Origin of the sequence: Natronomonas halophila, assembly GCF_013391085.1 — an archaeon.
GTDB lineage: Archaea > Halobacteriota > Halobacteria > Halobacteriales > Haloarculaceae > Natronomonas > Natronomonas halophila.
Genome location: NZ_CP058334.1, coordinates 803,062 through 822,742, shown reverse-complemented (window position 1 = coordinate 822,742; position 19,681 = coordinate 803,062). Strand labels below are relative to the sequence as shown.

21 protein-coding genes are annotated in these 19,681 nt (G+C 65.7%); 11 read left to right on the top strand and 10 right to left on the bottom strand.

Features of this window, described 5'->3' with window-relative positions; all coding sequences use genetic code 11:
• Window positions 1–38: 38 nt before the first annotated feature.
• Window positions 39–434, top strand: coding sequence for a universal stress protein (locus HWV23_RS04560; protein ID WP_178289242.1), 396 nt, complete (start codon window positions 39–41; stop codon window positions 432–434).
• Between the two features lie 7 nt (window positions 435–441).
• Here the strand turns inward: HWV23_RS04560 and HWV23_RS04555 are convergent, their stop codons facing one another.
• From HWV23_RS04555 to HWV23_RS04545, 3 genes are read right to left on the bottom strand one after another with little or no spacing between them, the layout of a single operon-like run.
• Window positions 442–591: a hypothetical protein gene (locus HWV23_RS04555; RefSeq protein WP_178289241.1), complete on the bottom strand. Its 150-nt coding sequence runs from the start codon at window positions 589–591 to the stop codon at window positions 442–444.
• A 34-nt stretch (window positions 592–625) separates the two neighbouring features.
• Window positions 626–1,705: an asparagine synthase C-terminal domain-containing protein gene (locus HWV23_RS04550; protein ID WP_178291602.1), complete on the bottom strand. Its 1,080-nt coding sequence runs from the start codon at window positions 1,703–1,705 to the stop codon at window positions 626–628.
• Between the two features lie 32 nt (window positions 1,706–1,737).
• Complete coding sequence (locus tag HWV23_RS04545; RefSeq protein WP_178289240.1) at window positions 1,738–2,415, bottom strand: PHP domain-containing protein; 678 nt, start codon at window positions 2,413–2,415, stop codon at window positions 1,738–1,740.
• 117 nt (window positions 2,416–2,532) lie between these two features.
• Between HWV23_RS04545 and purL the strand changes: the two genes are divergently transcribed.
• Window positions 2,533–4,686, top strand: coding sequence for a phosphoribosylformylglycinamidine synthase subunit PurL (purL, locus tag HWV23_RS04540; protein ID WP_178289239.1), 2,154 nt, complete (start codon window positions 2,533–2,535; stop codon window positions 4,684–4,686).
• On the opposite strand, the gene HWV23_RS04535 is transcribed toward purL, so the two are convergent.
• The 3 genes from HWV23_RS04535 to HWV23_RS04525 are packed head-to-tail and all read right to left on the bottom strand — an operon-like array spanning window position 4,664 to window position 8,708.
• The gene (locus HWV23_RS04535; RefSeq protein WP_178289238.1) at window positions 4,664–5,554 is read right to left on the bottom strand and encodes a phosphatase PAP2 family protein; all 891 of its coding nucleotides are present in this window, start codon (window positions 5,552–5,554) and stop codon (window positions 4,664–4,666) included. The genes purL and HWV23_RS04535 overlap by 23 nt on opposite strands.
• On the bottom strand, window positions 5,554–7,320 hold the full coding sequence (locus HWV23_RS04530) for an ABC transporter substrate-binding protein (RefSeq protein WP_178289237.1): 1,767 nt from the start codon (window positions 7,318–7,320) through the stop codon (window positions 5,554–5,556). Before HWV23_RS04530 ends, HWV23_RS04535 begins: the two co-directional genes overlap by 1 nt.
• A gap of 53 nt (window positions 7,321–7,373) precedes the next feature.
• Entirely contained in the window at window positions 7,374–8,708 is a 1,335-nt protein-coding gene (locus HWV23_RS04525; protein WP_178289236.1) for a hypothetical protein, read from the bottom strand.
• A gap of 104 nt (window positions 8,709–8,812) precedes the next feature.
• Here HWV23_RS04525 and HWV23_RS04520 point away from each other — a divergent pair, with 104 nt between their 5' ends.
• Both HWV23_RS04520 and HWV23_RS04515 read left to right on the top strand, forming a co-directional pair.
• Window positions 8,813–9,391 carry a diacylglycerol/polyprenol kinase family protein gene (locus HWV23_RS04520; RefSeq protein ID WP_178289235.1) on the top strand — a complete coding sequence of 193 codons (579 nt, stop codon included), beginning with the start codon at window positions 8,813–8,815 and terminating at the stop codon, window positions 9,389–9,391.
• Window positions 9,392–9,456: 65 nt separating this feature from the next.
• On the top strand, window positions 9,457–9,780 hold the full coding sequence (locus HWV23_RS04515) for a hypothetical protein (protein ID WP_178289234.1): 324 nt from the start codon (window positions 9,457–9,459) through the stop codon (window positions 9,778–9,780).
• Window positions 9,781–9,824: 44 nt separating this feature from the next.
• Here HWV23_RS04515 and HWV23_RS04510 read toward each other — a convergent pair whose 3' ends face one another.
• Together HWV23_RS04510 and lrpA1 are read right to left on the bottom strand one after the other, a co-directional pair.
• Window positions 9,825–10,304, bottom strand: coding sequence for an SRPBCC family protein (locus tag HWV23_RS04510; protein ID WP_178289233.1), 480 nt, complete (start codon window positions 10,302–10,304; stop codon window positions 9,825–9,827).
• A gap of 71 nt (window positions 10,305–10,375) precedes the next feature.
• A complete protein-coding gene (gene lrpA1 / locus HWV23_RS04505; protein WP_178289232.1) occupies window positions 10,376–10,801 on the bottom strand; it encodes an HTH-type transcriptional regulator LrpA1 in 426 nt (141 codons plus the stop codon).
• Between the two features lie 182 nt (window positions 10,802–10,983).
• On the opposite strand from lrpA1, the gene HWV23_RS04500 reads away from it, so the two are divergent.
• Genes HWV23_RS04500 through HWV23_RS04490 form a run of 3 tightly spaced genes read left to right on the top strand, consistent with a single transcriptional unit; the run spans window position 10,984 to window position 13,847 of the window.
• Window positions 10,984–12,939, top strand: coding sequence for a 3-hydroxyacyl-CoA dehydrogenase/enoyl-CoA hydratase family protein (locus HWV23_RS04500; protein ID WP_178289231.1), 1,956 nt, complete (start codon window positions 10,984–10,986; stop codon window positions 12,937–12,939).
• 6 nt (window positions 12,940–12,945) lie between these two features.
• Window positions 12,946–13,386: a PaaI family thioesterase gene (locus tag HWV23_RS04495; protein WP_178289230.1), complete on the top strand. Its 441-nt coding sequence runs from the start codon at window positions 12,946–12,948 to the stop codon at window positions 13,384–13,386.
• The gene (locus HWV23_RS04490) at window positions 13,383–13,847 is read left to right on the top strand and encodes a MaoC family dehydratase (RefSeq protein WP_178289229.1); all 465 of its coding nucleotides are present in this window, start codon (window positions 13,383–13,385) and stop codon (window positions 13,845–13,847) included. The genes HWV23_RS04495 and HWV23_RS04490 overlap by 4 nt, the downstream gene beginning before the upstream one ends.
• Before the next feature lie 15 nt (window positions 13,848–13,862).
• Here HWV23_RS04490 and rbsK read toward each other — a convergent pair whose 3' ends face one another.
• Both rbsK and HWV23_RS04480 read right to left on the bottom strand, forming a co-directional pair.
• On the bottom strand, window positions 13,863–14,786 hold the full coding sequence (rbsK, locus tag HWV23_RS04485) for a ribokinase (RefSeq protein WP_178289228.1): 924 nt from the start codon (window positions 14,784–14,786) through the stop codon (window positions 13,863–13,865).
• A 292-nt stretch (window positions 14,787–15,078) separates the two neighbouring features.
• Complete coding sequence (locus HWV23_RS04480) at window positions 15,079–15,666, bottom strand: sulfite oxidase-like oxidoreductase (RefSeq protein ID WP_178289227.1); 588 nt, start codon at window positions 15,664–15,666, stop codon at window positions 15,079–15,081.
• A gap of 177 nt (window positions 15,667–15,843) precedes the next feature.
• Here HWV23_RS04480 and HWV23_RS04475 point away from each other — a divergent pair, with 177 nt between their 5' ends.
• From HWV23_RS04475 to menD, 4 genes are all read left to right on the top strand, one after another.
• Window positions 15,844–16,056, top strand: coding sequence for a ribbon-helix-helix domain-containing protein (locus HWV23_RS04475; RefSeq protein WP_178289226.1), 213 nt, complete (start codon window positions 15,844–15,846; stop codon window positions 16,054–16,056).
• 128 nt (window positions 16,057–16,184) lie between these two features.
• Window positions 16,185–16,463, top strand: coding sequence for a UPF0058 family protein (locus tag HWV23_RS04470; protein ID WP_178289225.1), 279 nt, complete (start codon window positions 16,185–16,187; stop codon window positions 16,461–16,463).
• Window positions 16,464–16,530: 67 nt separating this feature from the next.
• Complete coding sequence (locus tag HWV23_RS04465) at window positions 16,531–17,868, top strand: isochorismate synthase (protein ID WP_178289224.1); 1,338 nt, start codon at window positions 16,531–16,533, stop codon at window positions 17,866–17,868.
• Window positions 17,868–19,631, top strand: a complete 1,764-nt coding sequence (gene menD / locus HWV23_RS04460) for a 2-succinyl-5-enolpyruvyl-6-hydroxy-3-cyclohexene-1-carboxylic-acid synthase (protein ID WP_178289223.1) — start codon at window positions 17,868–17,870, stop codon at window positions 19,629–19,631. The genes HWV23_RS04465 and menD overlap by 1 nt, the downstream gene beginning before the upstream one ends.
• Window positions 19,632–19,681: the final 50 nt, after the last annotated feature.

Below are 19,681 nucleotides of genomic sequence, written 5' to 3'. Positions count from 1 at the left end.
CCTATAATGGGGGAGGCGCTCGTAGGCCCCGACGAGGCATGACGCACGTACTACTGGCCGTCGACGACGACGAGGAGCGAGCGGAACTGCAGGCCGAACGCATAGTCGACCTCGATTTGAACCGTGAGGACCTCTCGGTGACGGTCTTCCACGTCTTCACCGACAACATCGAGGGGGCGGGCATCACCCAGTTCCGCCCCGCCCGCGAGGCCATCGACATTCTGGAGGCGGCGGACATCGAGGTGTCGGCCGACGAATCCAGCGGCGACCCTGCCGAACGCGTCCTCTCCTACGCGGACGAAACCGACGCCGACGTCATCTGTGTCGCCGGGCGCAAGCGCTCGCCGGCCGGCAAGGCCCTCTTCGGCAGCGTCTCCCAGTCGGTCATGCTGGACAGCGACGTCCCGGTCCTGTTCTGTCCGTCCGGGGAGTAACCCCTTCTCACGTCGCCAGCAGTTTGTAGAACATCGGCAGCATCACGACGACGAAGAGGACGAAGAGCCACCACGGCATCAGCAGGCCGAACAGGACGACGAAGAGTAGCCCGATGCCCGCGACGACGAGTCGCCCCTGTATCGTGAGCCGAGCCATATCCGGGGCTGGACGACCGCCCTATTAAAACGTCTCACTCACACAGCGAGTCGATATACTGGCCGACGTGGTCGTCCATCCGCCGCTTGAAGCCGGCCTGCCGGGCCAGTCGGTCGAGTTCTCGCGAGACCAGCGTCCCGTACTGGACGGCCTTTTTATCCCGTTCGCGAACCGCGTCGGGGAGGAAATCGGCCGCCTCCCGGAGGGCCACTTTTCGGGTTTCGCCCGAAACGAGCAACTCGCCTGGCAGCCGAAGCGCCGTTTCGACCACCCGGTCGTCCAAGAGTGGCGCGACGGGTTCGACGCCCGCCGCCCGCAGGGCCAGCACGTCCCGTTCCAGTTGGTCGGGCAGCGAGGCGATGACTTCGCGGGTAGCGCCCCGGACCGTTTCGGCGTCAACGCGGGGGTCCTCGGGAGCCTTGGCGACCTTCGCGTAGCCGCCGAACAGTTCGTCGGCTCCCTGTCCGACCGCCAGTCGGTCGTAGCCGTCCGCGGCGACCCGTTCGGCGACCAGATACAGCGGGAGGGCGATGTTGATGTCCATCGCGTTGGTCCGGCCGGTCGCACGTACCAGTTCGGGGACCGCGCGAACGAGGTCGTCGTGAGAGAACTCGACGACGTTTACCTCCCGGTCCAGCGCCCCGGCGGCCGTCCGCGCAGCCTCGACGTCGTGGCTCTCGGCGAAGCCGCCGACGTAGAGCGGGCCGTCCAGTTTCGAGGCGAGAATCGAGGAATCGATACCGCCGGAGAAGGCGACGGGCACCTCGCCGTCGGTTTCCTCGCCCGCGTCGTCGACCGAATCGACGATGGCCGCCCGAACCGTCTCGATTGCCCGTTCGGCGGCCACGTAGGGGTCGGGGTTCGGCAGCGTCCACACGCGCGTATCCCCCTCTTCCGTACGGCGGTGGCCTGCCGGAACGGCCTCGGGTTCGCGGAGGTCGGTCGGGTCGGCGCTGAAAACGGACGGTGTGCCGGCTTCCGAAAAGAGGGGATAGCGACCGAGCACGTCCCGGACGAGAGCGCCGTCGACTGTTCCGGCGAACCCACGGGTGCCGATTAGCGGGTTTCGCGTATCCAGCGCCTGTCTGACCGTCGCGGGGGCGGCGCCTTGCATGGAGTCGTCGGCGCTCGTAGTGTCTCCCGTCATCACCACGGCAGCATGGAGGCGATGCGTCGTTTCACCCCGCCCCCGAACTGCTCGATGCTGATGAACCACGGGGTGCGCTTGCCGACGACGCTGGTGCGGCCCTCCTGAATGGCGTCGAGAATCGCCTCGGCGCTCGGGTGATAGGCGTCGACCTCGGTGACGGCCTGTCCGACCATCTCGGCGATGTGGGCGTCGCTGCCGGCGGTCATCGGCAGGCCGTGGTCCTCGGCGAAGCGTTCGGCCTGCCGGTTCGAGCGGCCGGTAAAGAGCCGCGAGTTGTACACCTCGATGGCGTCGGCACTCGCGAGGGTTTCCCGCGAGATATGCGGCGCGACGCCGTGGCGAGATTTCTGGAACGGGTGGGGAACGACGGCGATACCACCCAGGTCGTGAATGCGGTCGAGCGTCTCCTCGAAGGAGAGGCCGGCGGGTATCAACTCCTCGACGCCGAGTGCCAGCACGTGGCCGGCGGAACTGGAGACCTCCATGCCGGGAATACCCACGAGGTCGTATTCCTGGGCCTTCGCGGCGGCCTCCAGCGAGGCGTCGATTTCGTCGTGGTCCGTCACGGCGAGCGCGTCGAGACCCACCGCTTCCGCCTGTTCCAACAGGAGGTCGACGGGGTCGCGCCCGTCGTAGGACAGCGCCGAATGCGTATGAAGCTCGACCGACAGCACGGGCGGGCATAGGACACCCCCCGAGAAAAGCGCCCCGGTTGGGCGTCGGACGGTATTTATATCCATAAACGTGCATATGAAAAGCGATTTATCCCGGTAAAGACAGCATACAGGTGAATGCCTCTTTCGCCGTCGGACCGCGACCTCGTCGTCGAGGAGTTGGGCCGGGACCCGACTCCGGCCGAAGAAACGCTCTTCGAGAACCTCTGGAGCGAACACTGTGCGTACCGCTCCTCGCGGCCCCTGCTGTCGGCCTTCGACAGTGAGGGCTCACAGGTCGTCGTCGGCCCCGGGGACGACGCCGCCGTCGTCGCCCTCCCGGACGCGTCGGGCGACAACAGCGAGACGTACATCACGATGGGCATCGAGAGCCACAACCACCCCTCGTACGTCGACCCCTTCGACGGCGCCGCGACGGGCGTCGGCGGCATCGTCCGCGACACGATGTCGATGGGCGCCTACCCCATTGCGCTCGCCGACAGCCTCTATTTCGGCGACTTCGAGGCCGAACACTCCAAGTACCTCTTCGAAGGCGTCGTCGAGGGTATCTCCCACTACGGCAACTGCATCGGCGTCCCCACCGTCACCGGTAGCGTCGCCTTCCACGACGACTACGAGGGCAACCCGCTGGTCAACGTCGCCTGTGTCGGCCTGACCAACGAGGAGCGACTCGTCACCGCCGAGGCCCAAACGCCCGGCAACAAACTCGTGTTGGTCGGCAACGGCACCGGCCGCGACGGCCTCGGTGGCGCGTCCTTCGCCAGCGAGGATTTGAGCGAGGACGCCGAAACCGAGGACCGGCCCGCCGTGCAGGTCGGCGACCCCTACGCCGAGAAACGACTCATCGAGGCCAACGAGGAACTGGTCGATGCGGACCTGATTCGCGCGGCCCGCGACCTCGGTGCGGCCGGCCTCGGCGGTGCCTCCTCCGAACTGGTCGCCAAGGGCGATTTGGGCGCCCACATCGAACTCGACCGCGTTCACCAGCGCGAACCGAACATGAACGCGCTGGAAATCCTGCTGGCGGAATCCCAAGAGCGAATGTGCTACGAGGTCCGTCCCGAGGACGTCGAGGCCGTCGAGGAAATCGCCGAGAAGTACGACCTCGGTTGTTCGGTCATCGGCGAGGTGACCGAGGGCAACTACGTCTGTACCTTTGAGGGCGAGACCGTCGTCGACGTCGACGCCTACTACCTCGCGGAGGGCGCGCCGATGAACGACCTCGACCACGTCGAACCCGAGGAGTCCGAGCGGGACCTGCCCGACGTCGACCTCACCGAGGCCTTCGAGGCCGTCGTCGCCTCGCCGAACACCGCCTCGAAATCGTGGGTCTACCGGCAGTACGACCACGAGGTTGGCACCCGAACGGCGATGAAGCCCGGCGACGACGCGGCACTGATGGCCATCCGGGAGGTCGGCGACGACGATTCGCCCGGCGTCGGCCTCGGCTTTTCCTCCGGCGCCGACCCCAACTGGACCGACGCGGCGCCCTACGACGGCGCCCGCGCCATCGCGCTGGAGAACGCCACGAACCTCGCGGCGAAGGGGACGACGCCGCTTGCAGCCGTCGACTGTCTCAACGGCGGCAATCCCGAGAAACCCGACGTCTACGGCGGCTTCCGGAACATCGTCGACGGCCTCGCGGACATGTGCAGCGAACTCGACGTGCCCGTCGTCGGCGGCAACGTCTCGCTGTACAACGACTCGCCCTCGGGGCCCATCCCACCGACGCCGACGCTGGCAATGACTGGGACGAAACAGGGCTACGACGCCCCGACCGCGGAACTGGACGGCGACGGAGAACTACTCGTCGTTGGCCCCGACCGAACCGAACTCGGTGGTTCCGAACTCCTCGCGCAGTTCGGCGGATCCGACCGCTTCCCCAAACCGCCCGAGCACGCGAGGGAACTGGTCGCGGCCATCGCCGACGTGGCCAACGACGAGTCGACGCTGTCCACCCACGACGTGAGCCACGGCGGCCTCGCGGTCGCGCTCGCCGAGATGGTCGGCGAGGCCGGCGCTGACGTCGAACTCGATGGGGACGCTTCCCCTGCGGAACTGCTCTTCTCGGAGTGTGTCGGCCGCGTCGTCGTCGAGACGACCGACCCCGAGGCGGTCCGCGAACGCTTCGACGGCATCGCGCCGGTCGAGCGTCTGGGCGAAGCGACGGATTCGGGCCGTCTCGAACTGGGCGTCGGCGAGGAAGAACTGGTCTACGACGCCGAAGAAATCGCCGCGCTGCGGGACGTTATCGCGAACGACCTGGAATAGCGCGCCAGAGGCTGTCCGCACGGCCGCGGATTTTTTCGAGACTCGGCGGGGTGTCCTCCATGTAGACGCCGATACGGACGCTGACGTAGCCGAGCATGATGCCGAAGATGACGTCGGTCGCCCAGTGGATGCCGAGATACATCGTCGCGATGACGACGCTGACCGCGATTACCGCCGCGAGGGGCGCCCACGTCGGGTATTCGTCACGGCTCAGCCACGCCAGATGGGCCGCCGTGACGGCCATCGAGGTGTGCAGCGACGGGAACACGTTCGTCTGGTCGTTGATCTCCTTGGTGAGGAACTGATACTCCGAGTAGTGGGTAAACAGCAGGCCGTCGACCTGCTCCGGAATCATGAGCCTGGGTCCGTAGGCGATGAGGACGATATAACAGAGCACGCCGATGATGTAGTTGGCGCCGTAGGCGACGATGGTTCGCCGGAGCGGTTCGGGCTTCGGTAGCGCGAAGTACGCGATTAGCGGGAAGACGAGCAGGAAGACGTAGCCGTAGATGTATATAAAGGAGAAGTACGCGGTCAGTTCCGGCGTCGCCAGCGTCTGAATCCACATGACGAACTGTGGCGTCTCGGTGCCGAACAGCGGCCACAGAATCACCCCGTCGACGCGCTGAAGCAGCGGCGTGATGCTGATGCCGATGAGCCACGACAGTTCGGGGCCGATGTCGCGGGCTATCTTGTTGGCGATGAGGACGATACAGAGCAGGCCGACGTACGGCGCGACCGCACTGAACCGGTCGCGGTATTCGTAGCGGGTCCGCGAAAGGCGTTCGCGGCCGACGAAAACCAGCGCCGCCGTCGCGAGCATCACCAGCATGACCGCCAGCAGTTGCGGCAGGACCTGTTGCAGCATTAGTCACCACCTCGTCGGACCAGTCGGTCGTCCTCGTACTGGTAGCCGGCGTCCATGAAGGCCTCCTGAGCGGCGTCGACGGCGAGTTCGCCGTCCGCCCCCAGGAACGACAGTTCCGCGGTACCGTCCCATTCGAGTCCCTCCGGCGTCCACTCGCCCGTGAAGGGAACCTCGCTCGCCTCCGCGTAATCGTCGAACACCGACGATATCAGGTGCTCGCGGTCGATGAGGCGAGCGACGGTGCGGCGGAAACGGGGGTCGGACATCGGTGCTTCACGACAATTATATCCGATGTGATAAAAGGACTGTCCTCGGGTAATCGTTAGCGTGATGTCGTCGTTGCGGCCGATGCGTGGGACAACCGACGCCTCAAGGCTGTTCGCGGAGGCATCGGCGTTGTCGTTTTCGAGCACCTCGACGGCGGTGTCGGCCGACGGCATCACCTCGAAATTGAGACGCTCGAAGTCGATGCCGCTGGCGTAGGGATCTGGAATCCCCTCGGTGTCGCCGCGGTGGAGGAAGTGGTCCTCGAAGCGGACGAGGTTGAGGTTCTCGTCGCGCTGGGCGGATTCGAACCGGAGCGGACCGCTGCCGACCGGGTCCTCGTTGGCCCAGACGAGGGCTTCGGTGGTCTGGCCGGCGAGTTCGACGCCGGCCAGGTCGGCGGGGTCGGTCCGTTCGGACCAGACGTGCTCGGGCAACATCAGCACCTCCAGCGCACGGTTTGCGGTGTCGACGTTTTCGGTCGTGAACGCCATCCGGAGGGTCCGGTCGTCCTGAACCTCGACGTCGTCGACGAGGTCGACCCGGCCGCGACGCCACGGCGTCGGCACCGACGTCTCGAAGGTTCCGAGCGAGGTATCGTTCAGGAACTCGTAGGTAAAGGCCACGTCGGAGGCAGTGAGCGGTTCGCCGTCGTGCCAGTCGGCCTCGCGGAGGCGGATGGTCGCGGCGAGGCCGTCGCCGCGTTCGTCCCACTCGACGCTGCTGGCCAGCCACGGGGTCGGCGTCCCGCCGATGCGCCGCACCAGCGGGTCGTAGAAGAGGCCGATGACGACGCCGCGGTTCCGGTGTTCGACGGCGATGGGGTTCCGGTTTTTCGTCGCACGGGGGTCCTGCAACAGCAGCGACAGTTCGTCGGTTTCGCCGGTAGATTCGAGCTGGAAGTAGTTCGCCGTCTCGGGCAGTCCGCCCGCATCCCAGCCGGTAAACCGGTCGGTCCGGACGCCGGCGATGTGGTCGGGGAAGGCGACGACAGTAAACGGCTGGACGCGGACGACCTGTCGCTGTGTCTCGCGGACGGCCTCGACGCGCGTGTCGGGCCCGGCGGCCTGTTGGGCGTCGAGGCGGTCGTCCATCTCGAGGTCGCTGAACCCGAAGGGGTTCTGCCAGCCGGCCTCCTCGCCGTACGCCGAGTAGAGCATCGACCGGAGTTCGCCGGGATAGCCCTCGCTCGGGTACTGGAGCACGTAGAGGTCGAAATCTTGGTTGATGAGGATGTTCCGAAGCAGGACGTCGGGTTCCATCGGCTCCGGCGGCCCGGCGTCGATGCCGGCCAGATTCAGGTTCTTGCTCAATTGGTTGGCTATCCGGACCGCATAGGGGTCCGCCGATGCCGGCAGCGTCGCGATGTTCAGGGAGAGTTGCTGGGCGGCGTCGCGGCCGATGAGGTTTCGCAGGTTACCGATGCAGCCGCTGGTCGCCGCTGCCGTGCCGGCTGCACCAGTCAGGAAGGCCCTGCGCTGGAGGGAGGGGTCGGATGCCACGGATAGGGATATCTCACATGTGGATGCTTATAAGCTTCTTCGTCGGCCGAGCCTCAGAGGTAGCCGAAAAGCGGGGCGAAAAGCGCCGCTAACCACCCGAGAACGCCGACGAAAAGCGGTGATGGGTATTCGTCCTGCTTGGCGGCCAGCGCCCCGCCGAGGGCGATGAGGCCGAGCGCGATGACGACCGCCCCCCGGTGGAGGACGACCCGAAGCGGGATGAGCGAGACGCCCATCAGGGCGAAGTCGACGACGAAGGCCGTCCCGAGGCCCGCAGCGGCGAAGGCAAAGCCCCACGTGCGGTCGGTCCCCCGGCCGAGCAGATACGCGACGGTCGGCGTCCCCACCGCCAAGAGGAGATACAGCGGCGCGGCGATGACCTTCGGCGAGAGGTCGGTCGCCAGCGTTTCGCCGAGGATGCCGAGAGCACGAACGCTCAGATACAGCGCGAAGACGGTGACACCGAGCGCGAGTTCGCGGCGCTGACGGCGGGTGAACCGGCGCGTTGCTCGTTTGACGTGTCGGATTCGTCCCATGAGGCCGAAGAACATCACTGAAGCGGCCGCGAGCGAGATGACCGACGCCCAGCCGTCGCCGTCGGCCGTCCGGTTGCCGAACGGCTGTCTGACCACTTCGGCAACGTAGGGTTCACCCATGAAGTCCGCCTCCAGTTTCCGCTGGGGGTCGTCGATGCCGGTGACGGTATGGCGGAGGCGGAACCAGTCCCAGTGCTCCTCGTGGACCTGTACTGCCGTCCACTCGTCGTTGGGGTCGTTGTAGGCCCGGATATGCATCCGGGCGCCGAGATAGTCCCCGGAGTGTAACTGGTAGGATTCTTCGAGCCAGACGCCCTCGCCGTCGGTTTCGACGTAGGTGTACCGCTTTGCGCCCTCTGCTTCGCGGAACTTGATGGCGTCCTCGATGCGCTCGGCGTCGGGGTCGAACTCCACGCGCTCTTCGGCGGGCGTCTCCGTCGTTGTTCCGTTCGACGTTCCGTCCGCCGTCCCGTTTGTCGGTTCGGCTGCTGTCTCGGTTGCCGTCCCGTTCGTCGTCTCGTTGCCGACGGTATCGATGGACTGTTCCTCCCAGCGTAACGCCGACCGCTCCCTGAGTGCGGTTTCGACGCTCTCGGGGTCGTCGTAGAAGACGACGTTGATGCCGAGCGTGCGCGCCTCGAACCGCTTTGCGCGGGCCGTGTAGGGCCACAGTTCGGTTTCGGCGTCGCCGACGGTAACGAGGTCGGGGTCCTCCGGTTGGTCGATCTGGACCCCCCAGAAGGGCCACTCGGCGAGGACGACGGCGCCGCTGAGACACGCCGCAAGCAAGATTGCGGCGGCGACCCATGCGGCGTCGCTCCCGAGGTCGACCGGGGGGTCCTGTTGGCTCATCATCCCCCCGTTGGATGGAACGGACAAATATATTGGTGGCCGTTGGGATGTCGCCGCGGTCGAAACCGACCGAATCTAAGTCCCCCGCTGCCGACGGACCGGATATGTCCTTCGAGATTCGCCGCCGGGTCGTCCACGCCTCGGGGGCGGTGGTCCCCGCTGCCTATCTGCTGGACGCCCACTACGGGGTCGGACTCGTCACCTGGCGGGTCGTGCAGGCCCTCGCGGCCGTCGGACTCGTCGTGACGGCCCTCCTGGAAGCCGCCCGCCTCTACGGCGGCCTCGAACACGCCATCTACGAGCAGTTGACCCGGGAGTACGAACAGGATTCCGTCGCGGGGTATGCGCTGTACGTCCTCAGCAGTACCATCGTCGTGCTGGTCTTTCGGCCGGATATCGCGGTTCCGGCGCTGTTCATGCTGATGCTGGCCGACCCCATCGGCGGTATCCTCTCCAGCGACGAACTCCGCCCGGTCGCCCGCCCGCGGGTGCTCGTCAGTATGTTCCTCGTGAGTTTCGCGCTTGCCTACCCGTTCGTCCCGCCGCTTGCGGCCGCCGCCGGCGCCTTCGGTGCGATGGTCGCCGACGGCGTCAAGCCGATAATCCGCGGATGGGTCGTCGACGACAACCTCACCATACCTATCCTCGCTAGCGTCCTGATGTGGGCCGCACTGAGCCTGTAAGGGCATTGGCAACTCCTCTCGTGGAAATAGATGGGTTTTTGCCGCGCGACGCCACTTCTCGTGATATGGCAGTTCATGACAGTCCGAACGGGACCGCTGGTGCCGCTTCTCTCCCATCCCTCGTTCCATTCGAATTGTCCCATCTGACCCGGATGAGTTGGGAACTCGGGTCGCGAACCGTTCAGGACGAGACGGCCGAGCCCCTCGGGCGCTGGGAACGCCGGAACGACAACTGGTCGCTATCGGTCTTCGGCGTCACCGGCGAGACGGCCGTCATCCGGATTCGCACGCCGGTCGGACGCGAGCAGTTTTACGGCGCTATCCGTTCCGAGGTTCGGACAGCCATGCGGGAACTCGAGGCCGCTCCCACCTGGCGAGCAGTCGAGTAGCGGTTCGTGGGTTCACTTCTCGCGTGACGCCGCATCTCCGGACGTTACTCTAGCAGTTGCTTCGTCGTCCGGTGGCGGCCGCGGAACATGGGTTCGAAGCCGACCCAGCCGAGCGGCGAGACCGCCTTCCCGAGCGGACCGCCCGGGAGTTCGTATTCGACGCGGTCGGAGACGACTGTCCCGCCGTCGTCGGCGAAAAAGCGGTGGGTGTGTTCCCACGTCGGGAACGGGCCTTCCTCCATCACGTCGTGGAACATGGCGGCGCCCTCCCACTCGGCGCGCTCGGTGATGAGCGAGGTCCATACCTGTCGTGGCCCCACGTCGAACGGCCGGATGGACATCTCGATGCGCGTGCCGGCGGCCAGAATCTCGGGGTCCGACTGGCCGTCCGGGCCGACGACCTCGTGGACGTCGAGATGCATGTATTCGGGGGTGAGATTTTCGAGGCCCTCGATGGTGGAGTGGAACGCCCAGACGTCTTCGAGCGGGGCGTCGACCCAGGTCTCGCGCTGGTAGGTGGCCATAGCTACTGTTGGGCGGCGACCGGCAAAACAGCACGGGCGACGGAAAGCCGCGGGCGGAGACGGACGGCGGGTTATTTCAGGCGTTCCTGCAGGAAGGAGGGGTGGGCGGCCTCGATGCCCTCGATTTCGAGGATTTCCTCGGCGATGACCTCGCCGACGGCGTCGCCGTCGGGCGCGCGGACCTCGGCCATCAGCATGTGGTCGCCGCTGGAGGTGTACAGCGACTCGACGGCATCGAGAGCCTTCAGTTCCTGAGTGGCCTCGACGTAGCGTTCGCTGGCCACGTCGATGCCCACGAGGGCGATGGATTTCCCCGAGAGCTTCTTGGGGTCGATGTCGGCCGAGTAGCCGACGATGACGCCCTCGGATTCGAGTTTGTCGATGTATTTCCGGACGGTCGGTTTCGATACGTCGGCGCGCTCGGCAATCTCCGCGTAGGAGGCCTGCGCATCGTCTTCGAGGACCTCGAGAATGCGATCCTCCGTCTCCGCGCTCATGGGTGTTTCTTTTCCGTGCGTGAAAAAATATCTTCCGAACCGGAAAACACTCTCAACACCTCGGACAACGGATTCGTTTCGGTGACGTCTGGTTTACAACCCTTAGCACATCTGGCTGTGTGCCTAACAACGATAACGACATGAGGTAGCCTTAAGGGGTTTCCGCCGACAGAAGCAGTCGTATGACTCTCGATGCCATCGACCGCGTCGCCGTACTCGGCGCGGGCAACATGGGACACGGTATTACGGAAGTCGTCGCGCTCGCGGGCTATGACGTCACGATGCGTGACATCAAAGAGGAGTTCGTCGAGGACGGCTACGAGGACATCTCGTGGTCCCTCGAAAAACTCGCCGAGAAGGGCCGCATCGACGAGGCGCCCGCCGAGGTCCTCGACCGCATCGACACGACGACGGACCTCGAAGCGGCCGTCGAGGACGTCGACCTCGTCATCGAGGCCGCGCCCGAGGAGATGGACATCAAACACGACATCTTCTCGGACCTCGACGAGTACACTCCCGAGGACGCCATCCTCGCCTCCAACACCTCCTCGCTTCCCATCACGGACATCGCGGAGGCGACCGACCGACCGGAACAGGTCGTCGGGATGCACTTCTTCAACCCGCCGGTGAAGATGGACCTCGTCGAGGTCATCTACGGCGAGGAAACCTCCGACGAGACGGCCGAGACAACCTACGACTTCGTCGAATCCATCGACAAGACGCCCATTTACGTCCGGAAGGACGTTCGCGGGTTCGTCGTCAACTCCGTGCTCGGCCCGTTCGGCGACGAGGCCGGCTGGATGGTCAGCAACGGCGAGGCCACGATTCGGGAGGCCGACGCCACGCTCGTCCACGAGCGCGGCTACCCGATGGGACCGTTCGAACTCGGCGACCTGACGGGCATCGACATCGGCTATCACGTCCGCAAGGAAGCCGGACAGCCCGTGCCGCCCATCGTCGAGGAGAAGGTCGAAGCCGAGGAACTCGGCCAGAAGACCGGCAAGGGCTACTACGACTACGAGGACGGCGAGGGTGCCGATTACGGCCCCGAGGACGTCTCCGATGACTTCGATTGGCTCCGCGTCGAGGCACGCATCATCAACGAGGCTGCAAAACTCATCGGCAACGACGTCGCGACGCCCGACGCCATCGACACCGGTCTCCGTCTCGGTGCCGGCTTCCCCGAAGGCCCCTGCCGCCGCGCCGACAAGATCGGCCTCGACGAAGTGCTCGACAAACTCGAAACCCTCCACGAGGAGACGGGTGCCGAGCGCTACGAACCCGCCGACTACCTCGAAGACCTCGTCGCGGACGGCAAGACCGGCGAGGACGCCGGCGAGGGCTTCTACGAGTACGGCGAGGACAGCGAGCGTGATTACACGACCATCAACGTCGACCTGAACGACGACGGCCTGCTCGAAGTCGAACTCGACCGGCAGGCCCGCATGAACGCGCTGAACGACGACATGATGGACGAAATCGTCCACGTCCTCGAGAACGCCGACCTCGACGAGGTTCGCGCAGTCACCTTCGAAGGCGCGGGCGACCGCGCGTTCTGTGCCGGCGCGGACATCACCGGCTTCTCCGGTATCGACCCCCACGAGGTCGAGGTCACGCCCGTCTTCCAGACGGTCAACGACTTCCCGCGACCCACGCTGGCCAAAATCGACGGCTTCTGTCTCGGCGGCGGCCACGAACTCGCGCTGGCGTGTGACCTCCGTATCGCCACCGAGGATTCGTCGTTCGGCTTCCCCGAGATCAATCTCGGCCTGCTGCCGGGCGGCGGCGGCACCCAGCGCGCCATCCGCATGCTGACCGAGGCCCGCGCGAAGGAACTCGTCTTCCGCGGCGAGCGCATCGACGCTGAAACCGCCGAGGACTGGGGCCTTATCAACCGCGCCGTCTCCGAGGACGAGTTCGACGAGACCGTCGAGGAGTTCCTCGATGACCTCGTCAACGGCGCGCCCATCGCCCTCCGGAAGGCCAAGAAGGTGATGAACGAGGGCCGCGACCAGGACATCTCCGCCGGCCTCGAACTCGAATCGCAGGCCTTCGGCCTCCTGCTGTCGACCGACGACATGATGGAAGGCGCCTCGGCGTTCATGGAGGACCGCGACCCCGAATTCGAAGGGAAGTGAGCCACGATGAGTAGCGAGGGTGCCGCCGACCACGACGACGTGCTGGAGGCCGCACTTCAGGAGCACGGCCTCTTCCAGTGGCTGAACCTCGACATCGAGACGGTCGAACCCGGCCACGTCGTCTTCGAATTGCCCTTCGACGACAAGTTCGCCAACATCGCCTCGGGGACGGTCCACGGCGGCGTCACTGCGACGGTCATCGACACCGCCTCGGGCTTTGCGCTCCGGTCGACGTTCGAGAACCCCGAGTCCGCGATGCTGACGACGACGGACCTCAACGTCCGCTACGTCCGGCCCGCCCGCAACGACCTGCGGGTCGAAGCCGAAGTCGTCCGCGCGGGCGGCTCGATGGGCTTTACCGAAAGCGAGGTCACGACGCTGCACGACGGCGAGGAGAAAGTCGTCGCTACCGGCGGCACCAGCTACCGACTCTTCAGAGACCAATGAGCGACACTAACACCGACGAACCCAGCGTCTTCCACGAAATCGAGGAAGGCGACACCGACCGCACGCAGGGCCGAACCATCTCCGAAGCGGACGTGATGAACTTCGCGGGCATCTCCGGGGACTTCAACCACCTGCACACCGACGAAGAGCGGATGAGCGACTCGCCGTTCGGCGAGCGCATCGCCCACGGCATGCTCGTCCTCTCCGCCGCGACCGGCCTGCTGTGGCAGAACCGCACACCGGAGGAACGGGAGGCCGTCGTGGCCTTCTACGGCATGGACAACCTCCGGTTCCGCCAACCGGTCCTCATCGGCGACACCATCCACGTCGAGACGGAAGTCGTCGAAACCCGCGAGAAAGACGAGGGCCCCGGCAACGGCACCGTCAAGAACGAGGTCGAAATCGTCAATCAGCGCGACCAGACGGTCATCTCCTGTGAGATGATTTCGCTGCTGAAGTAGGCTGTTCTTCCTTTTTCAGTCGAGATACGAGTCGATGGCCGAACGCGAGGGGAGCGACGGGACGGCACCGCGTTCGGTGCAAGCGGCCGCGCCCGCAGCGACCCCTCTCTCGGCTGCCTCGACGATGCCGCGTCCCTCACCGCGAGCGACCGCGAACGCGCCGTTGAACGCGTCGCCGGCGCCAGTCGTATCCGCCACTTCGGCCTCGATGGGCGATACTGTCGTCGACTCCCCGTCGGTCACCACGAGCGCGCCGTCGGCACCGAGCGTCACGACGACGGCGTCGGGACCCCGGTCCAGCACGTCGCGGGCAGCCCGTTCCTCGTCGATGGCAGCGTCGGGGTCGTGGCCGGCCAGCATGCGCACCTCGCTTTCGTTCGGCGTCGCCACGTCGACGGCGGCCATGAGTTCGTCGGGGAGTTCCTGGGCGGGTGCGGGGTCGAGGATGACCTCCGTCTCCGCTTCGTCGGCGACCGTAGCGGCCGCTCGAACGGAGTCGATGGTGGTCTCCAGTTGTGTGAGCAGAACGTCAGCACCCCCGATGGTCGCCGCCGCCTCGCGGACGTCAGCCCCATTGAGTTCGTGGTTCGCCCCCTGTGCGACGGCGATTGCGTTCTCGCCGCCCTCTTCGACGTGGATGAGTGCGACACCCGTTGACGAATCAGCAGTGACGACATCCGAGCAATCGATACCTTCCTCGTCCCACAACTCCCGTGCGAATTCGCCGAATCGGTCGTCACCGACGGCTCCGATAAACGCTACTTCGCCACCGCTTCGTGCGGCCGCGATGGCCTGATTCGAGCCTTTCCCGCCGGCGTTCTGCTCGAAATCCTTGCCCATAACCGTCTCGCCGGGAACCGGAATCCCCGGTACCGTCACGGACATGTCGTGGTTGTAGGACCCGACGACGGCAATAGAGGCCGACTCGTCGTTCGACATGTGCGAACCAGCGTCCGGCGCGACGAAAAGCGTGGGGGCGGACGGGCGTAGCTTGATTATAAAATCAATAGGGATAGCATCCTCCGAGGGGGCGTCCGAAGGTCTCGTGAGCGCAGCGAACGAGAGCGTTGGAAGACGAGCGAAGCGAGTCGCGCATATTTTCCCCATGTTTTTGCCGTCATCAGACCGCGAAGCGGTCTGATTGCCCATCAGATTCCCGCGGGAATCTGATGACTGCGGAGGCGGGTCTGGCGCCGTAGCGCGCCAGGCCGCCGGAGCGTGCAAAAAGTGGCTATGCGTATCTCTGTTCTTCCCACGGATTCGCCGTATTCGAATACCCGCGCTTCTCCCAGTAGCCGCGTTCGGGTTCGGTGAGGAACTCGACGCCGGAGACCCACTTGGCGCCCTTGTAGGCGTATTTGTGTGGCGTGACGACGCGCATGGGGCCGCCGTGTTCGGCGGGGAGTGGTTCGCCGTCGAGTTCCCAGGTGAAGAGGACCTCCTCGCGCATGCAGTCTTCGAGTGGGAGGTTCGTAGTGTAGCTGTCGTGGGCGTGGAACATGACGTGGACGGCGTCGTCGGTGACCCCGGCGTGCTCGGCGAGCGTGGGGAAGGTGACGCCGCGGAACTCACAATCGAAGCGGGACCAGCCGGTTACACAGTGGAAATCCTGCGTCTGTGTTTCGCTGGGGAGGTCTTTGAACTCCGCGAAGGAGAGGGCGAGTTCGTCGTCGACGGCTCCCCAGACGTCGAAGGTCCAGTCGGTCGGCACCGATGGCGTCTCGCCCTTCGAGAGGACGGGAAAGCGACTGGTTTCCCGCTGGCCGGGCGGGAGGCGTTTGCCGTCGAACTCCCGGTGGAGGTCCGTAACGTCCTTCATGGCCGGCGATTCGAGTCGAAAACAGGTAGGCCTGTCGTTCGGGGTTGGCACCTCTCGCGGGCAACGGGAGTGAACGGTTCACAAAAGATACTTTCGGTCACCGAGGGTTGAATTTGCTCGCGGCAAAAAAAGCCCGTCAACGTTAAATACCCCATCCCCGAAGCTTCCAACGTTCCGATGCCGAAGGTACACCTGACTATCCCGGAGCATCTGGAGATGCAGATCGCCCAGCTCGTAGAGAAGGGCGAATTCGTAAACCGGGAGGAAGCAATCGAAGAGTTACTCTCGACCGGTCTTCGAGCCTACAAGACGAGCGGTCCGATGGAGGACGAAGACCCCGGTCTCGAAGAAGACGGTATGATGGGCCACGACGACGAGTACGTCTTCTAACCCGTTTTTCCGGCTTGTCGCCCGTCTAGCGGCTGCGCTGTACTCGTACGTACAGTTCGGTATCCGCGTGCTGGTGTGTGCCGCGTTGCCGCGCAAGCGTTAAACGCCGTCTTCCAGTACCCACGAATATGCACAAAGACGAGCTTCTGGAGCTGCACGCCAAGATGGTGTCGATTATGGAACACTTTCAGGACATGGACAGCGTCGATAGCTCGATTTTCGACGCCTACGAAGGTCTGGACGTGACGCCGGACGACGTTCACAAGTCCAAAAGTGAACACAAACACGCGGTGTTCGTCCTCGGAAACGCCCTGGCGAACGTGATGAGCGAAGACGAGTTCTCGGATGCCGGCCGTATCGGCAAGCGGATGCAGGAACTCGCGGACGACGCGGAATCGAAACTGTAAGTCGGCTCTTCTATGGCGCCGTCCCTGAACGGGTAACCTAAAACGGTGGGGTCCCAAGACGGTGGTAATGGAACCGTTGCGGAGCGAGGAGGCCGCCCCGTCCTCGGCGGGGCTCGTCAGCCGGTCGATGCGACTGCCCGCGGCGCCAGAGCCGAAGGCGGCGCTTGCGGCGGCGGACGCCCCCCGGACCTTCTGGGCGGCGCCCGACGAGGCGACGGTCGTCGGCAGCGGAACGGCGGCGACGATAACCGCCGACGGCCCCGACCGTTTTCGGGCCGTCCGGGAATCGGCCGCTGACCTGTTCGCCGTCGGGGACGTCCACGCTGGCGCGCTCGCGGCCCGCCCTCGGTTTTTCGGCGGCTTCGCGTTTCACGACGAACACACCGGCGACGACCCGTGGGCGGGCTACCCGGGCGCGGGGTTCGTCCTGCCGCGCATCCAACTCACCTACACCGACGACGGCGCGTGGCTCACCGTCAACGCGGTCGATGCCGACCCCGACGCCGTCGAGCAGCGACTCGAGGCCGCCGAGGAGGACCTCGCCTCGCTCCCACCGGCCGGCGAGGGCACCGACCCGCCGGGGGTTCGCGCCCGCGAGCGGACCACCTCGAAGGGCGAATGGCGCGAGAGTGTCACCGCGGCGACTGACCGCATCGAGGCCGGCGAACTCCGGAAGGTCGTCCTCGCACAGGCGCTGGAGGCGTCGCTGGAACGACCGCTCTCGCTGCCGGACGTGCTGGCCCGACTCGGCGACACCTACCCGGATTGTTTCCGATTCCTTTTCGAACCCGACGACGGGAGTGCCGGCTTCTTCGGTGCGACGCCCGAGCAGTTGGTCGGCCTCCGCGGTCGGACGGTCGAGACCGGCGCGCTCGCGGGGACGACTGGCCGTGGTGACACTCCCGAGGAAGACGAGTGGCTCGCCGAGGAACTGCTGGCCGACGACAAGAACGTCCACGAACACGAACTGGTCGCCGACGCCATCCGCGAGCAGTTGGACCCCTACGCCGCGGCCATCCAGACCGGCCAGCGCCGCATCCGGCGCTTGGCGACGGTCCAGCACATCGAGACGCCGATTACGGCCGAACTGGCGGACGACGAACACGTTCTGACGCTGGTGGAGGCGCTGCATCCGACGCCCGCCGTCGGCGGCCTCCCCCCGAACGAGGCGCTGCGGACGATTCGGGATACCGAACCCTTCGAGCGCGGCTGGTATGCCGCCCCCGTCGGCTGGTTCGACGCCGCAGGCTACGGCTCGTTTTCGGTCGCCATTCGTTCGGCGGTTGCCCGCGGCGACATGGCGACACTGTTTGCGGGCGTCGGCATCGTCGCGGATTCGGACCCGGACCGCGAGTGGGACGAGGTACAGTTGAAATATCGGCCGATTCTGGACGAACTGGAGTAATGGCCCGGAACGTCAACAGCCTCTGGGCCGAAATAATTGCGGGCGAACTGGCGAAGGCGGGCATCGAGACGGCCGTACTTGCGCCCGGAAGTCGGTCGACGCCGCTAACGGTCGCCTTCGCGGAACACCCCGATATCGAGGCGCTGTCGCTGCTCGACGAGCGGTCGGCGGCCTTCTTTGCGCTTGGCCGAGCGAAACGGACCGGCGACCCCGTCCCCCTGATTTGTACCTCCGGAACCGCGCTGGCAAACTTCCATCCGGCCGTCGTCGAGGCCAATCAGGCCCGCGTCCCGATGCTGCTGTTGACGGCCGACCGGCCACCCGAACTGCAGGACAGCGGTGCCAACCAGACCATCGACCAGCACGACATCTACGGCGATGCGGTTCGGGACTATCGGACGCTCCCCGAACCCGAGGCTGCCGACCGAAAACTCCGCTCGTTGCGGACGACGCTCTGTCGGGCCGTCGGAACGGCGACTGGCACCGAACCCGGTCCGGTCCACCTGAACGTCCCGCTCCGAAAGCCGCTGGAACCGGGCGCCCGCGCGGCGGACCTCTCCGAGGCAGTCCCCGATGCGACCGTGTCCGACGATTTTGCCGCGGAGCATCCCCTCGCCATCGAGGGCCGTGACGGACCGTTCGTCGACGTCACGCAGGGCCGCGCTGGCCTCTCGAAGACCGACCGGCGAACGATGGCCGACGCAATCGAGGACGCTACCTCGGGACTCATCGTCTGTGGACCGGCCAACCGTCCGACGCCGGCCCGCGATGCCCTGCTCGGCCTCGCACGCGAGACGGGCTTTCCGGTACTCGCGGACCCGCTTTCGGGCCAGCGGTTCGGCGCTCATCTGGGGATGGCCGAGACGCCGATTTGCGGCGGCTACGATTCGTATATCGGCGCTATCGAGGAGTCGCCGGACGTCGTTCTCCGGTTCGGCGCTTCACCGACCTCGAAACCGCTGCGACAGTACCTCCGTGACTCGGGTGCCCGGCAGTTCGTCGTCGACCCGGCCGGCGGGTGGCGCGAGGCGACGTTCACGGCGACGGACCTCGTGGTGGCCGACGAAACGCGACTGGCGACGGAGTTGGCGAGTGCGGTCGGCCGCGAACCGGGCGCCTATAGCGAACGTTTCCGCGAGGCCGAAGCCGACTACTGGGGTGTGGTCGAAGGGAACGAACCTGAGGAGGGTGCTGTGCTTGCTGACATCGCAAAACTGGCGCCGGACCCGGCGACGGTTTTCGTCTCGAACTCGATGCCCGTCCGGGATTTCGACCGATTCGCCCGGCCGCGTGAAGCGAATCTGACCGTCCTCGGAAACCGCGGCGCGTCGGGCATCGACGGCATCGTATCGACCGCTCTTGGTGCCGGGTCCGGAACTGACGACCCGCTGATAGCCGTGTTGGGAGACCTCGCGTACTACCACGACATGAACGGCCTGCTGGCGGTCTCGCGCTGTGACGTCGACGCAACTATTGTCTGTATCAACAACGATGGGGGCGGCATCTTCCGCCTGCTCCCAATCGAGGACCACGACACCTTCGAGGAGTGGTTCCGGACGCCGCACGGACTGGATTTCGAGGGGTCCGCGGACATCTACGATATCGAGTTCGCGCGCACGAGGGACCGTGAGGGGTTCCGCGACCTGTATACCGAGTCCGTCGGCAGCGAGGGTACGCAGGTCATCGAAGTCGTCACCGACAGCGAGCGGAGCCACGAGGAACGCCAGGCCCTCCAGGAGCGCGTCCTCGCCGAACTGTCCTAACGACTGGCCGCAGTCGGGTGGGTTTTTGCTGTCGGCGCTCCCGGTTCCGG

Excerpts from the sequence above, each read along its gene's own strand:
- HWV23_RS04560 (WP_178289242.1), top strand. The coding sequence starts at position 39 with ATGACGCACGTACTACTGGCCGTCGACGACGACGAGGAGCGAGCGGAA.
- HWV23_RS04555 (WP_178289241.1), bottom strand. The coding sequence starts at position 591 with ATGGCTCGGCTCACGATACAGGGGCGACTCGTCGTCGCGGGCATCGGG.
- HWV23_RS04550 (WP_178291602.1), bottom strand. The coding sequence starts at position 1,705 with ATGCAAGGCGCCGCCCCCGCGACGGTCAGACAGGCGCTGGATACGCGA.
- purL (WP_178289239.1), top strand. The coding sequence starts at position 2,533 with ATGCCTCTTTCGCCGTCGGACCGCGACCTCGTCGTCGAGGAGTTGGGC.
- HWV23_RS04535 (WP_178289238.1), bottom strand. The coding sequence starts at position 5,554 with ATGCTGCAACAGGTCCTGCCGCAACTGCTGGCGGTCATGCTGGTGATG.
- HWV23_RS04525 (WP_178289236.1), bottom strand. The coding sequence starts at position 8,708 with ATGAGCCAACAGGACCCCCCGGTCGACCTCGGGAGCGACGCCGCATGG.
- HWV23_RS04520 (WP_178289235.1), top strand. The coding sequence starts at position 8,813 with ATGTCCTTCGAGATTCGCCGCCGGGTCGTCCACGCCTCGGGGGCGGTG.
- HWV23_RS04515 (WP_178289234.1), top strand. The coding sequence starts at position 9,457 with ATGGCAGTTCATGACAGTCCGAACGGGACCGCTGGTGCCGCTTCTCTC.
- HWV23_RS04510 (WP_178289233.1), bottom strand. The coding sequence starts at position 10,304 with ATGGCCACCTACCAGCGCGAGACCTGGGTCGACGCCCCGCTCGAAGAC.
- lrpA1 (WP_178289232.1), bottom strand. The coding sequence starts at position 10,801 with ATGAGCGCGGAGACGGAGGATCGCATTCTCGAGGTCCTCGAAGACGAT.
- HWV23_RS04500 (WP_178289231.1), top strand. The coding sequence starts at position 10,984 with ATGACTCTCGATGCCATCGACCGCGTCGCCGTACTCGGCGCGGGCAAC.
- HWV23_RS04495 (WP_178289230.1), top strand. The coding sequence starts at position 12,946 with ATGAGTAGCGAGGGTGCCGCCGACCACGACGACGTGCTGGAGGCCGCA.
- HWV23_RS04490 (WP_178289229.1), top strand. The coding sequence starts at position 13,383 with ATGAGCGACACTAACACCGACGAACCCAGCGTCTTCCACGAAATCGAG.
- rbsK (WP_178289228.1), bottom strand. The coding sequence starts at position 14,786 with ATGTCGAACGACGAGTCGGCCTCTATTGCCGTCGTCGGGTCCTACAAC.
- HWV23_RS04480 (WP_178289227.1), bottom strand. The coding sequence starts at position 15,666 with ATGAAGGACGTTACGGACCTCCACCGGGAGTTCGACGGCAAACGCCTC.
- HWV23_RS04475 (WP_178289226.1), top strand. The coding sequence starts at position 15,844 with ATGCCGAAGGTACACCTGACTATCCCGGAGCATCTGGAGATGCAGATC.
- HWV23_RS04470 (WP_178289225.1), top strand. The coding sequence starts at position 16,185 with ATGCACAAAGACGAGCTTCTGGAGCTGCACGCCAAGATGGTGTCGATT.
- HWV23_RS04465 (WP_178289224.1), top strand. The coding sequence starts at position 16,531 with ATGGAACCGTTGCGGAGCGAGGAGGCCGCCCCGTCCTCGGCGGGGCTC.
- menD (WP_178289223.1), top strand. The coding sequence starts at position 17,868 with ATGGCCCGGAACGTCAACAGCCTCTGGGCCGAAATAATTGCGGGCGAA.